This is a genomic window from Mesorhizobium sp. P2_E7 (assembly GCF_056403855.1).
The window spans coordinates 1-13,553 of the sequence record NZ_JBFUER010000002.1 but is presented as its reverse complement, the minus strand read 5'-3'; the positions used below and the strand labels follow the sequence as shown (position 1 = coordinate 13,553).

At 64.1% G+C, this 13,553-nt stretch carries 13 protein-coding genes; 6 read left to right on the top strand and 7 right to left on the bottom strand.

Annotated elements, in window-relative coordinates; genetic code table 11:
* The first annotated feature begins 154 nt into the window (after positions 1–154).
* The gene (locus AC1DYC_RS17120) at positions 155–1,270 is read left to right on the top strand and encodes a glycoside hydrolase family 25 protein (protein WP_477408984.1); all 1,116 of its coding nucleotides are present in this window, start codon (positions 155–157) and stop codon (positions 1,268–1,270) included.
* 12 nt (positions 1,271–1,282) lie between these two features.
* On the opposite strand, the gene purD is transcribed toward AC1DYC_RS17120, so the two are convergent.
* Both purD and AC1DYC_RS17110 read right to left on the bottom strand, forming a co-directional pair.
* Positions 1,283–2,569, bottom strand: a complete 1,287-nt coding sequence (gene purD, locus AC1DYC_RS17115; protein WP_477408368.1) for a phosphoribosylamine--glycine ligase — start codon at positions 2,567–2,569, stop codon at positions 1,283–1,285.
* Between the two features lie 131 nt (positions 2,570–2,700).
* Complete coding sequence (locus AC1DYC_RS17110) at positions 2,701–3,495, bottom strand: phytanoyl-CoA dioxygenase family protein (RefSeq protein WP_477408366.1); 795 nt, start codon at positions 3,493–3,495, stop codon at positions 2,701–2,703.
* Between the two features lie 91 nt (positions 3,496–3,586).
* Here AC1DYC_RS17110 and AC1DYC_RS17105 point away from each other — a divergent pair, with 91 nt between their 5' ends.
* Complete coding sequence (locus tag AC1DYC_RS17105) at positions 3,587–4,498, top strand: LysR family transcriptional regulator (protein WP_477408364.1); 912 nt, start codon at positions 3,587–3,589, stop codon at positions 4,496–4,498.
* Positions 4,499–4,549: 51 nt separating this feature from the next.
* Positions 4,550–5,533 (top strand): 4-hydroxybenzoate octaprenyltransferase, encoded by a 984-nt coding sequence (gene ubiA, locus AC1DYC_RS17100; protein WP_477408982.1) that lies wholly within the window; start codon positions 4,550–4,552, stop codon positions 5,531–5,533.
* A gap of 253 nt (positions 5,534–5,786) precedes the next feature.
* Here ubiA and AC1DYC_RS17095 read toward each other — a convergent pair whose 3' ends face one another.
* The 3 genes from AC1DYC_RS17095 to AC1DYC_RS17085 form a co-directional block, all read right to left on the bottom strand.
* Positions 5,787–6,353, bottom strand: coding sequence for a DUF6101 family protein (locus AC1DYC_RS17095; protein ID WP_477302870.1), 567 nt, complete (start codon positions 6,351–6,353; stop codon positions 5,787–5,789).
* Between the two features lie 186 nt (positions 6,354–6,539).
* Complete coding sequence (locus tag AC1DYC_RS17090) at positions 6,540–7,970, bottom strand: FAD-binding oxidoreductase (protein ID WP_477408362.1); 1,431 nt, start codon at positions 7,968–7,970, stop codon at positions 6,540–6,542.
* Positions 7,971–7,988: 18 nt separating this feature from the next.
* Entirely contained in the window at positions 7,989–8,954 is a 966-nt protein-coding gene (locus tag AC1DYC_RS17085) for an L-threonylcarbamoyladenylate synthase (RefSeq protein WP_477408360.1), read from the bottom strand.
* 159 nt (positions 8,955–9,113) lie between these two features.
* On the opposite strand from AC1DYC_RS17085, the gene AC1DYC_RS17080 reads away from it, so the two are divergent.
* Together AC1DYC_RS17080 and AC1DYC_RS17075 are read left to right on the top strand one after the other, a co-directional pair.
* Positions 9,114–9,587: a hypothetical protein gene (locus AC1DYC_RS17080; RefSeq protein WP_477408358.1), complete on the top strand. Its 474-nt coding sequence runs from the start codon at positions 9,114–9,116 to the stop codon at positions 9,585–9,587.
* A gap of 128 nt (positions 9,588–9,715) precedes the next feature.
* Complete coding sequence (locus tag AC1DYC_RS17075) at positions 9,716–10,108, top strand: hypothetical protein (RefSeq protein WP_477408356.1); 393 nt, start codon at positions 9,716–9,718, stop codon at positions 10,106–10,108.
* Positions 10,109–10,229: 121 nt separating this feature from the next.
* On the opposite strand, the gene AC1DYC_RS17070 is transcribed toward AC1DYC_RS17075, so the two are convergent.
* A complete protein-coding gene (locus AC1DYC_RS17070; RefSeq protein WP_477408354.1) occupies positions 10,230–10,592 on the bottom strand; it encodes an ATPase (modular protein) in 363 nt (120 codons plus the stop codon).
* A gap of 118 nt (positions 10,593–10,710) precedes the next feature.
* A complete protein-coding gene (gene glyS / locus AC1DYC_RS17065) occupies positions 10,711–13,152 on the bottom strand; it encodes a glycine--tRNA ligase subunit beta (protein WP_477408352.1) in 2,442 nt (813 codons plus the stop codon).
* Positions 13,153–13,389: 237 nt separating this feature from the next.
* On the opposite strand from glyS, the gene AC1DYC_RS17060 reads away from it, so the two are divergent.
* Positions 13,390–13,553 (top strand): helix-turn-helix domain-containing protein (locus tag AC1DYC_RS17060; protein ID WP_477408980.1); only part of this gene is annotated, 164 nt, incomplete at its 3' end.

Sequence of the window (13,553 nt, the reverse complement as noted above, 5' to 3'; positions counted from 1 at the left end):
GGGGAGATCGGACGTCTCGCCGGCTTTCGCCAGTGCCACCCTGAAAGCACTTCCTTAACCATAGCAGTTCACCATCGGTGTTTGGTCAGCGGGGATCCCCTGTTTGAAAACGCCGGCGCATCTTCTTCGCCGCTCAGCGATCGCTCTCGCGGCGATGATGGCGCTGATATCGGCGGTTAAAGCTTCCGACTTCTCGGAGCCATGGCGAGATGGCGACCGCGCGCTTGTCGTCGATGCCTATGAATACAATTCCATCGATTGGGCGCAGCTCGCCACCGACAAGCGCGTTGTCGGCTTCATCAACAAGGCCTCGGACGGACTGCCGCCGCCCTATTTCTGCTACGGCGACGAGATTGCGGTCAAACTCTGCAAGACGCTGTGGAAACGCTATGCGGTGACGCGCGAGCTGTTCCAGACGCGCAAGGTGGTGGCCAAGGCGCTTGGCCTGAAATGGGGCGCCTATCATCTTGCTCGGCCCGGCAATCCGGTCGAGCAGGCCAACAATTTCATCGATTTCGCCGAACCGGCGCCCGACGATCTCATGGCCCTCGACCTCGAAGGCAATGACCCCTCGCAATGGATGTCGCTCGACGATGCCGAGGAATTCGTGCGCCAGGTGCACCGGCGGCTTGGCCGCTTCCCGATCCTCTACACCAATGGCAAGACCGCGCAGTTCATCGCCGACAACCGCTATCAATATCGGCTCTTGTCGCGGCTGCCGCTCTGGTATGCGCGCTACAAGCCCGACATCGACGTGCATTTTCCGATGGGCAACTGGCAGGGCTATGCGTTGTGGCAGTTTTCAGCGCAGGCCAATTGCGGCCGCTTGCGCTGCCCTTATCGCGTCGCCGGCACGCCCAACGACATCGATGTCAACGTCGCGCCGATGGATGCGGCGGCACTGCGCCAGCAATGGCCGTTTGGCGGCCTGATCAATGTGCCGGCCGACTACCTCGCCTCGATCCCGGTGCCGGTTTCGCGCGCGGCGGGGCTGGCCGGCAAGGTCACCATCACCTATGCCGATGTGGCGACGCCGCCGACGGTCGAGGAGATGGTGACGGTGCTCGGCGCGCGCTGGCAGACATTCCGCGCCGCCTTCCGCATGCCGGTGGTCAAGACGGTGCCGCGCCGCGCCCGCTTCGGCATTGCCGAATACGTCGCCTGGAAGCGGACGGCCTATCGCTCGGAGGCCCTGCTCGAGGCCGCCTTCTCGCAGGCCGCCGACCCGGTCAGCACCGCTTCGACAACGCTCGACCGCGACCAGCGCTGATGCCTGCCGATATTAACCGGCCGCGCCGGCCTTTTCACGCGCCACCGCCTGCCAGCCTATGTCGCGGCGGCAAAAGCCTTGCGGCCAGTCGATGCGGTCGAGCGCAGCGTAGGCGCGGGCCTGCGCTTCGCCGACCGTCTTGCCTGTCGCCGTGATGTTGAGCACGCGCCCGCCATTGGCGACCAGCGCGCCGCCATTGATGGCGGTGCCGGCATGGAAAATCTCAACGCCGTCGCCGGCGGCTTCGTCAAGGCCGCGGATGACCGAACCCTTTTCCGGCGTGCTGGGGTAACCCCGCGCCGCCATCACCACGGTGAGTGCGGCCTCGTCGCGCCAGCGCACTGAGCTGTGCGCCAACTGGCCATCGACGGCAGCGTTGAGCAGCACCAAAAGATCGTCCTTCAGCCGCATCATCAGCACCTGGCATTCGGGATCACCGAAGCGGGTGTTGTATTCGATCAGCTTCGGCCCTTTGTCGGTGATCATCAGCCCGGCAAAGAGAATGCCGGCAAACGGCGCGCCAAGCTCGGCCATGCCGCGCATGGTCGGCTCGATAATTTCGCGCATGGTGCGCTCGACCATCTCGGGGCTCATCACCGGCGCCGGCGAATAGGCGCCCATGCCGCCGGTGTTGGGGCCGACATCGCCGTCACCAACGCGCTTGTGATCCTGCGCGGTGCCGAAGGGCAGCGCTGTGGTGCCGTCGCACAGACAGAAGAAGCTCGCCTCCTCGCCGGTCATGAATTCCTCGACCACGACTTCGGCGCCGGCATCGCCAAAGGCGCCGTCGAAACAGGCGTCCAATGCGGCTCGTGCTTCGTCCAGCGTCATGGCAATGGTGACGCCCTTGCCGGCGGCAAGCCCGTCGGCCTTGATGACGATCGGCGCACCGACCTTTTCGACATAGGCCTTGGCCGCGGCCAGATCGGTGAAGCGGCCATAGGCGGCGGTCGGGATGTCGTATTTCGCGCAGAGGTCCTTGGTAAAACCTTTCGAGCCTTCGAGCCTTGCCGCCCGCTTCGACGGGCCGAAGACGCGGATGCCCTGATCGCGCAGATCGTCGGCAATGCCGGCGACGAGCGGCCCTTCCGGCCCGACGACGACGAGGTCGATCGCGTTGTTCTTGCAGAAGGTGGCGACGGCGGCATGATCGGCGATGTCGAGTTTGACCAGCTCGGCCTCTTTGGCGACGCCCGGATTGCCGGGCGCGGCATAGAGCTTGGTCAAGAGTGGCGAAGCCGCGAGCTTCCAGGCCAGGGCATGTTCGCGGCCGCCGGAGCCGATCAACAAAACGCGCATGCCGATGTCCCTTGTCATTTCACGACAGGGACTGCGCTATTGCGCCAGGCGCGGCGGGTCAAGAGCTTTGCCTTGCACGATGCCGGTTGCGCACGGGAACGTCGCGCGCACCGGCAACCGAAGTGGACCGCTCAGCTCTGGTAGATGACCGGAAACCAGTCCTCGCGCAGTTTCTGGCCGGGCTTCATGTCATGGCCGGGATAGGGCGGCGAGGTGCGGCCGGGGCGCTCGACATAGCGCGCATCGTCGCCGACCCAGCGCAGCGACAGAGCCCGGCGCCGCGCCGACGTCAGATTGCCGCGCGCGCCGTGCGCGGTGCGGAAGTCGAACAATATGGCATCGCCCGGCTCCATCTCCCATTCCAGCACCTTCAGCGACGGGTCGTTGTCGGGATCGGGCACCGGCCGATAGTCACCCTCGCCGGCGTAGAAATTGTCATCGTTCAGCCAGCGCACCGGCAGAACCATCCTGTCCCATTTGTGCGAGCCGGCGATCAGCCGCAGCGTGGCTTCCTTGACCGGATCGATCGGGATCCAGAAGCTGACGGTCTGGCTGCCGTCGACGAAGTAATAGGGGATGTCCTGGTGCCAGGGCGTCGGCTTCTGCGTGCCGGGCTCCTTGACCAGCACATGATCGTGGAAGAACTGGGCGCTGCGCGACTGCATCGCTGCCGCCGCGAGTTCCGCGGCCGGGGAATTGCGCACCACATCGACGAATTCCGGGATGCGCTCCCAGTTGCAGTAATCGTCGAAGAAGCTGCCCTTGCCATTGGCGATATCGGACGCGGTGGCGCTGCGATTCTGCATGTTGCGTTCGATACCGGCGGCGATGGTATCGACCCAGTCCTTGAACACACCGCGGACACAGACCGCGCCGTCACGCTGGTAATCGGCAATCGCTGCGGCATCGATATATCTGGCGGCCATCTCATGTCTCCCCTGTTTCGATGACCGACTATCGCAGCCGGAGCACATCGCGTAAAATAATAACTTCTCATCTCTCTTATAGCTTTAGCCTATGAACCTGACCCTTGCCCAACTGCGCTATCTCGTTGCTGTCGCCCGGCATGGCAGCGTCACCGCGGCCGCCCGGATGCTGAACGTCTCGCAGCCTTCGATTTCGGTGGCGATCGACAATGTCGAGGCGACGCTCGGCCAGAAACTGTTCGTGCGCCAGCGCGGCAGCGGCATCGCGCTGACCTCGTTCGGCCGCGGCGCGGTGGCAAAGGCAAAGCAGGTGCTGGCCGAGGCGGACGAACTGGTTGGGCTGGGGACGCGTGACGCCGATGTCGGCGGCGAGCTGGTGCTCGGCTGCTTCGAGGATCTGGCGCCCTATTTCGCGCCGGCGCTGATCCGCGCGTTTTCGCAGCGCTGTCCGGCGGTCACTGTGGTTGTGCGCGACGAGACCTTCGAGACGCTGGGCCGGCGGCTCGGCGATTCCGCCATCGATCTGGGCCTGACCTACGATCTCGGCCTGCCCTCTCACTTCGCCCGCATCCTGCTGCATGAGCTGCGGCCGCATGCGCTGCTGCCGCAAGGCCACGCCCTGGCCAGTCAGGCCAGCGTCAGCCTGGCGGAACTGGCGACCTATCCACTTGTTACCACGGACCAGCCGCATAGCTGGCAGCATATGCTGGACCTGTTCCTCAGCCGCGGCCTGTCGCCGGTCTCGCAATCGACGACCAGTTCATTCGAACTGCAGCGCAGCATGGTCGCCAACGGCTTCGGCGTCGCGGTGAGCTACACCAGGCCCTATGGCGACAGGAGTTATGACGGCCTGCCGCTGGTCTGCAAGCCGCTGTCCGATCCGCTGCCGATGCAGCGCATCATCCTCACCCATGACACAAGGCAAAGACTGTCAATGGCGGCGCTGGCCTTCATCGAGGTGGCGAAGGAATGGTTCGCCAGCCACGATGTTTTCACCGCCTGAGCGACAATGCGGCCGCTTGACGGCGCTCGCTGCTGCTGCCACTCCAGCACGATGGAAACCATCCAGTCGAAAGCCGCACAGGGCCGCGTCGCCGACGCGCCGAGCGGGCATTGGGTCTACAAGATACTGCCGCGCTGGCTGTGGCCCTACGCGCAGCTTGCGCGCTGGGACCGGCCGATCGGCTGGCAATTGCTGCTGTGGCCCTGCTGGTGGTCGGCGGCACTAGCGGCCAGCGCCTATCCGCGCCCCACCGACCCGCTGCTGACGCTGCTGCCGTCGCCGTGGTTCCTGTTCCTGTTCTTTGTCGGCGCCGTGGCCATGCGTGGCGCCGGCTGCACCTACAACGACATTGTCGACCAGGACATCGACAATAAGGTCGAGCGCACGCGCTCGCGGCCGCTGCCGGCCGGCAAGGTGACGCGCCGCCAGGCCTGGGCGTTCCTGGTCATCCAGGCGTTGCTGGGCCTCGTCGTGCTGTTGCAGTTCAACGACTTCGCCATTCCGCTCGGCATCGTCTCTTTGGTGATCGTCGCCGTCTACCCCTTCATGAAGCGCTTCACCAACTGGCCGCAATTCGTGCTTGGGCTGGCCTTCTCCTGGGGCGCGCTGATGGGCTGGGCGGTCGAGTTCGGCGACCTCGATGGCCCGGCCATCATGCTCTATATCGGCTCGATCCTGTGGGTGATCGGCTACGACACGATCTATGCGCACCAGGACAAGGAAGACGACGCCATTGTCGGCGTACGCTCGACGGCGCGGCTGTTCGGCGACAACACCAAGACCTGGCTGGTCGGGCTCTATGGCGGCACGCTGGTCTGCTTTGCCATCGCCTTTGCCGCGGCGCAAGCGCCGGTGGTGGCGCTGGCCGGGCTAATCGCCGCCGGCGCGCATATGGCGCGGCAGATAGCGGTTCTGGATATCGACGATCCCGACCAGTGCCTGCGGCTGTTCAAGTCGAACAACCAGGTCGGCTGGCTGATCTTCCTCGGCCTGATTGGCGGCTCGCTATGGGTGGCGCTGAAGCCGCTGGTGTAGCCTCCTCTTCTCCTTCTCCCCCTGTGGGAGAAGGTGGATAGGCGCGATAGCGCCGAGACGGATGAGGGGTGCTGGAAGGAATGAGGCGTTGGCGTTCCCTGGAACACCCCTCATCCGACCGAGCTTCGCTCGGCCACCTTCTCCCACAAGGGGAGAAGGTAAAGCGTCGGCGCCCGGCCCTTCGCAGGCTCAGGGCGTTCGAAGCTCGAAAAGCCAAGCAATTGGCTTTTCGTCCGCTATCGCGGACCGCTTCTCACTCTCTCGAAATGATCTCTTCGCCGTCGATAACCAGTCGCAGGCCGAGATCGCCGGCTCTGCGGCGGGCGAGGAAGCGTGGGCGGCGCGTGGTCGAGACCCGGCCCTTGCGGCGATCCTTGGCCGGCAGCGCCTTGATGGCGGCGCCCAGCGATTCTTCCAGCGTGCGGGCAACGCCGTCGGATTCGATCAGCAGCATCTGCAGGCGGTAGGCATCGGCCCAGGCGCGCCAGTCGGCGGCGACGTCGTCGAGGTCGTCGGCCACCAGCAACGGCACCGACAGCATCGGATCGTGGTGCAGGAGTTCCAGGGTTACCGTGACATTGCCTTCCGGATCCTCCATCGCGCGGGCGGCGACGCCGCGAAACGCGTTTGCGGGCAGCGCGATGATCGCCGGCACGCCGCTCATCTCGAGCGTGCGGCGGATGACGGCGCCACGTTGATCGATGGTGAAGGTAACGTCGCCATAGTCGTCGCGCGTGGCATAACTCACCACTTGCGGCAGGCGGAATGGGTCAAGGCGCATGTTGCGCCCGGCCCAGACGGGCTTCAGTACACTGTTCATCTACTGCCTTCCTGTGTTTCTCCTGAGAGCCCGTTTTCACGGATCCCACCGGGCCAGTTTTCCCGGCCTCGTTGTGTGAAACAGTAGCGCGGGCTCCTTACCGCCCGGCTTAAGAAAGTCAGTTAAATTTTGCTGATCTCAGTGGATGGTTATCGGAATAAGACCAACCCCAAGATGTTGAAAGGATCAGATAACCTTACCGGGATTCATGATCCCGGCAGGATCGAAGGCGGCCTTCACCCGGCGCATCAAATCGATCGCCATCGGCGGCGCGGTGGCGATCAGTTCGTCGCGCTTCAATTGGCCGATGCCGTGCTCGGCCGAGATCGAGCCGTGGAAGGAGCGCACGACATCATGCACGGCATGATTCATGGCGTGATAGAGGCCGAGAAAAGCTTCATCGTCACCCCCCTGCGGCCGCGAGATGTTGTAGTGGAGATTGCCGTCGCCCATATGGCCGAAGCAGACGACGCGTGCCTCAGGGCTAACCGAGGCGACAGCGCCCGCAGCCTTGGCGATGAAGGCCGGTATGGACGCCACCGGCACCGAAATGTCATGCTTGATCGAAGCGCCTTCGGGCTTTTGCGAATCCGGCAGCACCTCGCGGAAATTCCAGAAGGCGTCGCCCTGCGCCAGGCTTGCCGCGATCACCGCGTCACCGACGATGCCTTGCTCGAGGCCCTCCGACAGCACCTCCTCGATCAGCCCCCTGGCGTCCTCGGCCGAGCGGCCTGACGAAACCTGCATCAGCACATACCAGGGCCAGTCCTCGGCCAGCGGCCGGGTGACGCCCTGCGCATGGCGCAGCGTGAAGTCATAAGGGCGCTGGCCGATCAGCTCGAAGGCGGTGAGTGCCGCCCCTGCCCGGTCCATCGCCAGGCTGAACAGTGAGAGCGCTGCTTCCGGCGACGACAGGCCGGCAAAGGCGACTTCGCGCCCCTTGTGCTTGGGAAACAGTTTCAGCACCGCGGCGGTGATGATGCCGAGCGTGCCTTCGGCGCCGACGAACAGGTTCTTCAGATCGTAGCCGGTGTTGTCCTTCTTCAATTTGCGCAGATCGTCGAACACCTCGCCGGTGGGTAGCACCACTTCGACGCCGAGGCAGAGTTCGCGCGCATTGCCATAGGCAAGCACCCCGGTGCCGCCGGCATTGGAAGAGAGATTGCCGCCGATCTGGCAGGACCCTTGTGCCGCAAGCGACAGCGGAAACAGCCGATCGGCGGCATCGGCCGCTTCCTGCAGCGTCTGCAGGATGACGCCGGCCTCGACGGTCACGGTGTTGGAGAAGACGTCGATTTCGCGGATGCGGTTCAGCCGCGACAGCGACAACACGATCTCGCGGCCGGAGGCATCGGGCACCTGCGCGCCGACCAGCCCGGTGTTGCCGCTCTGCGGCACGACCGGCGTTCCCGTCTCGCTCGCCAGCCGCATGATCCGGCTGACCTCGTCGACGCTGCCGGGACGCAGCACCAGCCCGGTCCTGCCGTGCCACAGCCCGCGCCGCTCGGTGAGGTAGGGCACGATATCGGCCTGGTCGCGCAGCGCGTATTTGTCGCCGACGATTGCGGCGAAGCGGTCGATGAGGGCGGGATCGAGATCGAAGGGGGCGTCGTTCATGGGCAGAAACTATGGCGCTCAGTCGAGCTTGTCACGTGGGGCAGCGGCACGAAACAGCCGATCGTTGATCGCCTCGCCCAGCCCATCGAACGGGATCGGCTCGACGGCGATCGTCGCCGCGCCGCTACGGTCGAGCTCCTGCAGGTAGGCGAAGAGGTTGCTGGCGGCTTCGCGGAGGTCACCTGATGCGGACAAGTTCCGCAAGGCGACGGCTGCCTGCCAGCCTTCGGCGCGGTCGCCGCCAAAGGCCAGCAAGGCCTCGCCTTCCGCCACGCTTTGCGCATTGAGCCGCACCGGTGCGCCCGGCGCATAATGCGATGCCAGCATGCCCGGGGCCTCGATGCCGGCCGTGGCGCCACGCAGCAACCTGGTGCCGACGGCCGCCTCGATGTCGGCCGCGGCAATGCCGCCCGGCCGCAGCAGCCGCACAGTGTTGCCTTCGACCTTGACGATGGTCGATTCCAGCCCGACCGGAGTGGCGCCGCCATCGACCACCAGCCGGATTTTGGCGCCGAGATCGGCCGCCACGGCCTCAGCCGTCGTGGCGCTGATCTTGCCCGAAGAGTTCGCGCTGGGCGCCGCTAGCGGCCGGCCGAGCCTGGCGATCAGCTCGCCACCGAACCCCCTGGGCATGCGTAGCGCGATCGTATCCAGCCCGGCGGTGACCAGCGGATGGATGCCGTTGCCCGGTCGTAGCGGCAGCACCAGTGTCAGCGGTCCCGGCCAGAACGCCTCGGCCAATCGTTCCGACAGCGGGTCGAAAAGTGCAATGCGCTCGGCCATCGCCAGATCGGCGACATGGGCGATCAGCGGGTTGAAGCGCGGTCGACCCTTGGCTTCGAAGATGCGGGCGACGCCGACGCCATTGGTGGCATCGCCGGCCAATCCGTAGACGGTCTCCGTCGGAATGGCGACGACATCGCCACCCTCAAGCAGCGCCAGCGCCCGCTCCATCGCTTCGCCGACGGGTAGTATCTCAGCCACTCTGTTCACCTCACAGGCGCCGGACCTAGTACGGCGTTGATTTTCGGGCAAGCCGGCGTTGGTGAATTATCAATGCCTAAAATGTTATCTTTCCCTGCAAGCCGGCATCAATCCAGTGGGTCTAAGGCTACCGGCTTGTTGGGCAAGGGGACGGTTTCGATGTCTATGCGTGTGCTTGGAGCGCTTGGTTTCACTCTGGCGGCGATGACCGGTGGGGCACAAGCCTCGTCGATCGTCTTTCTCGGCGTCTCGACCTCGACGCCGTCGGTCATCAAGGTTGGCGGAGCCGAACCGATGAAGGTCGCTTCGTCGCCATCGATCGTGGCGCTCGGCGATGCCCAGCCCGACGTGACGTATGAAAAGGTCGCGGCAATTCCCGAGAAGCCCAGGCATGGCAACCAGAACCCGATGATCATTCGCGGCGGCGTCGTCGGCGGCGCCTTCGCCGCGCCGGCGCCGGCCAAGCCAACCGCCACCGCTACCGCGGCACCCACAGCGGATACGAAGCCTGGGGCAGAGACCGCTCCGGCCGGAACGGCGACGGCATCGAACGGCAAGCCCGAGTCGCAACCGGCGACGCCACAGCCGGCGGCAACCCCACAGCCGCCGATCCCCGGCGACAAAGTCAAGTAAGCCATTGCGCCATTGCGCTTGACGCCGATCGGCGCCCCGACGCACGATCGTCTTGTTGGCGGCGGCCCCAATTTCGCCCATCGGTTTTGGCATGAGCGCGCCGGGTTTTAAGTGAGCAAGGGGTTATCATGAACAAGGCGAAATCATTGACCGTTGCCGGCCTGTTGCTGGCGTCTTTTCTGGGCATCGGCAGCGCGCAGGCCGGTGACGACATGCTGGGATCGTATGTCGCGCGCATTTCCGATCGCGACCACCATGCCAGCGACGGCTATGAATTGAGCAGCGCGGCGCAGATGGTGCGGCAGGACCGCGCCAACTGGCACAAGTTCCACCGCCGCGATGCCGATGACCAGGGCGACGACTGGTTCAGCAGCAACGACGATCGCGCCTATCTGGAACGCATGCTGAAGCGCGGCGGCGCCATGAGCTCCTCGACACGGCGCGCCATCGTCAACGGCGAGCCGCTGATCCAGGTCGATGTCTATTCAGACAGAGTGCATGTCAGCATTTTGGAGGACTGACAAAGTCAGCCTCGGGAGGACCGACAAAGTCAGCCTCGGGAGGATTGGCTTCGTCAACCTCGAAACAAAAGGGCGGCTGATGAACGCCGCCCTTCTCGTTTGATGTCGGTCGCCTGAAAGCTCAGGCCGCTTCTTCCTTGTCGTCATCGGAGTCGTCTTCGGACTCTTCCTTGTCGTCGTCCTTGTCGTCGTCCTCGTCGTCGGATTCCTCGGTCTCGTCAGCGGCGCCGGCTTCGGCCTTCACGCTGTCGTCGTCTTCATCTTCGTCGTCTTCCTCGTCGTCGGAAGAAGCGGTGGTTTCGTCGCCTTCTTCATCGCCCGATTCGTCGCTGTCTTCGTCATCGCCTTCCTCGTCATCCGACAGGTCGGCGGCCTCGACCGCCGTGGCGGCGGCATGGTCGAGACTATTTTCGGAAGCGGATTCAAGCGCCTCGGCAGGGGCCGAGTTTTCTTCTGTCACTTCGATGTCGTGAGCGGAATTCATGGAAGCCTCCGTGGGGTTGGGAACATGTCCTTTTTGCCACGGAGAGATCATCGTCATATGACTGTAAGCCGGCTCGAACGGCCGGCCGGGCAGAATTTTTTGGCGTTTCGCTCGCCCTTTAGCCAGCTATTCTGGAGAAGTCCGCGACCTGATCGGTGGCTGCGCGAATGCGGGCCAGCAGCGCCAGGCGGTTGGCGCGCACCGCCTGGTCCTCATCATTCACGAGAACACGTTCAAAGAATGAATCAACCGGTTCACGCAACACGCTAAGCGCCAGCATGGCAGCGGAAAAGTCTTCGTTTTGAATCGCTTCGCCGGCTTGCTTCTCAGCCTGATTCACAGCCGCAAACAGCGACTTTTCGGCGTCCTCGCGAAACAGCGCCGGCTCAACAGTCTCGGCGACGAGCGTTTTCTTCTTCTCCTCGGCCGCCAGAATGTTGGCCGCGCGCTTGGTGCCGGCGAGCAGGTTCTTGCCGTCCTCGGTATCGAGGAAGGAGCCGAGTGCTTCGACGCGGCGGACGATCTGGAGCAGATCATCGGACTGCGGCGTGATGACCGCGTCGATGAGATCGTGGCGGGCGCCCTGATCGCGGAGATAGACCTTCAGACGATCGTGGAAGAAGGCGAGGAGGTCAGCGATGAATGGCGACAGCGATGCCTCCAGTTCCATCATGCGCTGGCCGTCGAAGAACTCTCGTTCCTGATCGGCGGAGCCAAAAGTTTGTGAATATGCCTTGGCCAGCCCACCCTTCAGCAAGTCGGAAATCAAGCTTGCTTCCGGCAACAGCTGACTTGTTCCCTTGTAGTCGCGAATACGGGAATCGAGCATCGCGACCACTCCGCGGCTCTCCGCCCCTTCGCCTTGTTGTTCGTATTCGGCGAGTGCCGAGGAGACCGCTGCTGCAATGGCGACGCCTAAGGAAAGCTTGAGTTTGTTTTCCAGGATGATCCTCACCACCCCCAGTGCGGCCCGGCGTAGCGCATAGGGATCCTTCGAACCGGTCGGCTTTTCATCAATCGCCCAGAACCCGACCAGCGTGTCGAGCTTGTCGGCCAGCGCTACCGCAAGCGACACGGGATCGGTTGGCACGCGGTCGGACGGTCCTTGCGGCTTGTAATGTTCCTCGATGGCTGCCGCCACGGACGCATGCTCGCCCTGCAGCAGCGCATATTTGCGACCCATCGCGCCTTGCAGTTCCGGGAACTCGCCCACTGCTTCGGTGGTGAGATCAGCCTTGGCCAGCACAGCAGCGCGCCCGGCGCGCTCGCGCAGGTATGTCTGCTCAGCGTTCAGATCAGCAGCCGACAGAAGCTTGCCATCGAAGAATTTCGGCTGCTTCGACAAGGTGCCGGCGATCTCTTCCGCCAGCCGCTTGATCCGCTCCACCCGCTCACCCTGCGTGCCGAGCTTGGCGTGGAAGGTGACGTTAAGATGGTCGAGGCGGGCCATGCGCTGGTCGAGCGGCTTTTTCAGATCGAGCCCGAACTTTTCCGCCGATGCCTCGAGCTGCTCCAGATCAGGCAGGTCGCCCTGGTCCGTCTTCCAGAAATAGAGCGCATCCGACAGGCGCGCGCGCACCACCTTGCCGTTGCCGTGGGCGATCTCCTTGCCGCCGTCCTTCGCCTCGATGTTGGCGGTGAGGATGAAGCGGTTGGAGAGGTTTTCGCCATCGCCCTGCGGCCAGGTGACAAAGCATTTCTGGTTGGCGCGAATGGTCAGCCGGACCACTTCAGGCGGAATGGCAAGAAAGGCCTGCTCGAATTCGCCCATCAGCACCACCGGCCATTCGACAAGGCCCGACACTTCTTCCAGCAGCCCTTCGTCCTCGACCAGGTCGAGCCCGTTGGCGAAGGCGAGATTGCGGGCGTCGGCGAGGATGATCTCCTTGCGCCGGTCGCCGTCGAGCACGACCTTGGCCGCTTCCAGCTTGCTCACGTAATCGTCGAAGCGGCGCACGGTGATTTCATCCGGCGCCATGAAACGATGGCCGTAGGTGACGTTGCCCGAGCGGATGCCGTCGATCTCGAAATCGACCACCACCGGCTCCTCGGTCTCCGGGCCGAAGGTGCACAGGATCGTTTGCAGCGGCCGCACCCAGCGCAACGAGCCGGGCTTGGCCGAAGCCGGCCCCCAGCGCATCGATGTCGGCCAGGGGAAGCTGCGGATAATGGCCGGCACCAGATCGGCGATGATCGTCTCGGCGGCCCTGCCCGGCTTCGAAATATGGGCGACGTAGAAATCGCCCTTCTTCGGATCGGAATGGACATGCGCTTCAGTTACCGAGGCAAGGCCTGCCTTGCGCAAAAAGCCCTGCACCGCCTGTTCCGGCGCTGTCGTCGACGGCCCCTTGATCTCCTCGTGGATATCCTTCGAACGCGCGGTCAGGCCTCTGATATCGAGCGTGAGGCGCCGCGGCGTCCAATATTCGCGCGCCGCGTCATAGGTCAGGCCCGCCTCGACCAGACCGTCGGTCAGCATCTTCCTGAGCTCGCCCGCCGCCTTGCGCTGCATGCGGGCGGGAATCTCTTCCGAGCGGAGTTCTAGAAGCAGGTCAGGCATGGTTGGGCTCGCGCGACAATGGTCGGCGGGGCATAGCAACTCGGCTCGCCGCTGTCACCCTCTACCCCGCAAGCCAATCGCATATGGCAGTGCCAGCCCCCTCTCCGTCCGCTGCGCGGCCACCTCTCCCCCATTTCATGGGGGCGAGGAAACGCTGCTGTCCGAACCGGATAGATGGGTAACAGAATGGACCGATTAGATGGGTGACAGTTTTCTCCCTCGCCGGGAGGACCGGCGATGGTTTGGCGAGAGACTGGCATCATGGATGAGCGGCTTCGGTTTGTGGTGGGATGCCTGACCGGCGAGGAGACGATGACGCAGCTGTGTGCGACGTTCGGTATCTCTCGCAAGACTGGCTACAAATGGCTTGAACGCTACCGGAAGTTTGGGCCGGCAGGTCT

What these genes read in the sequence shown, in the direction of transcription:
- AC1DYC_RS17095 (WP_477302870.1), bottom strand. Translation starts at nt 6,353, where the DNA reads ATGAACAGTGTACTGAAGCCCGTCTGGGCCGGGCGCAACATGCGCCTT.
- AC1DYC_RS17105 (WP_477408364.1), top strand. Translation starts at nt 3,587, where the DNA reads ATGAACCTGACCCTTGCCCAACTGCGCTATCTCGTTGCTGTCGCCCGG.
- glyS (WP_477408352.1), bottom strand. Translation starts at nt 13,152, where the DNA reads ATGCCTGACCTGCTTCTAGAACTCCGCTCGGAAGAGATTCCCGCCCGC.
- AC1DYC_RS17070 (WP_477408354.1), bottom strand. Translation starts at nt 10,592, where the DNA reads ATGAATTCCGCTCACGACATCGAAGTGACAGAAGAAAACTCGGCCCCT.
- AC1DYC_RS17090 (WP_477408362.1), bottom strand. Translation starts at nt 7,970, where the DNA reads ATGAACGACGCCCCCTTCGATCTCGATCCCGCCCTCATCGACCGCTTC.
- AC1DYC_RS17075 (WP_477408356.1), top strand. Translation starts at nt 9,716, where the DNA reads ATGAACAAGGCGAAATCATTGACCGTTGCCGGCCTGTTGCTGGCGTCT.
- ubiA (WP_477408982.1), top strand. Translation starts at nt 4,550, where the DNA reads ATGGAAACCATCCAGTCGAAAGCCGCACAGGGCCGCGTCGCCGACGCG.
- AC1DYC_RS17110 (WP_477408366.1), bottom strand. Translation starts at nt 3,495, where the DNA reads ATGGCCGCCAGATATATCGATGCCGCAGCGATTGCCGATTACCAGCGT.
- AC1DYC_RS17120 (WP_477408984.1), top strand. Translation starts at nt 155, where the DNA reads ATGATGGCGCTGATATCGGCGGTTAAAGCTTCCGACTTCTCGGAGCCA.
- purD (WP_477408368.1), bottom strand. Translation starts at nt 2,569, where the DNA reads ATGCGCGTTTTGTTGATCGGCTCCGGCGGCCGCGAACATGCCCTGGCC.
- AC1DYC_RS17080 (WP_477408358.1), top strand. Translation starts at nt 9,114, where the DNA reads ATGTCTATGCGTGTGCTTGGAGCGCTTGGTTTCACTCTGGCGGCGATG.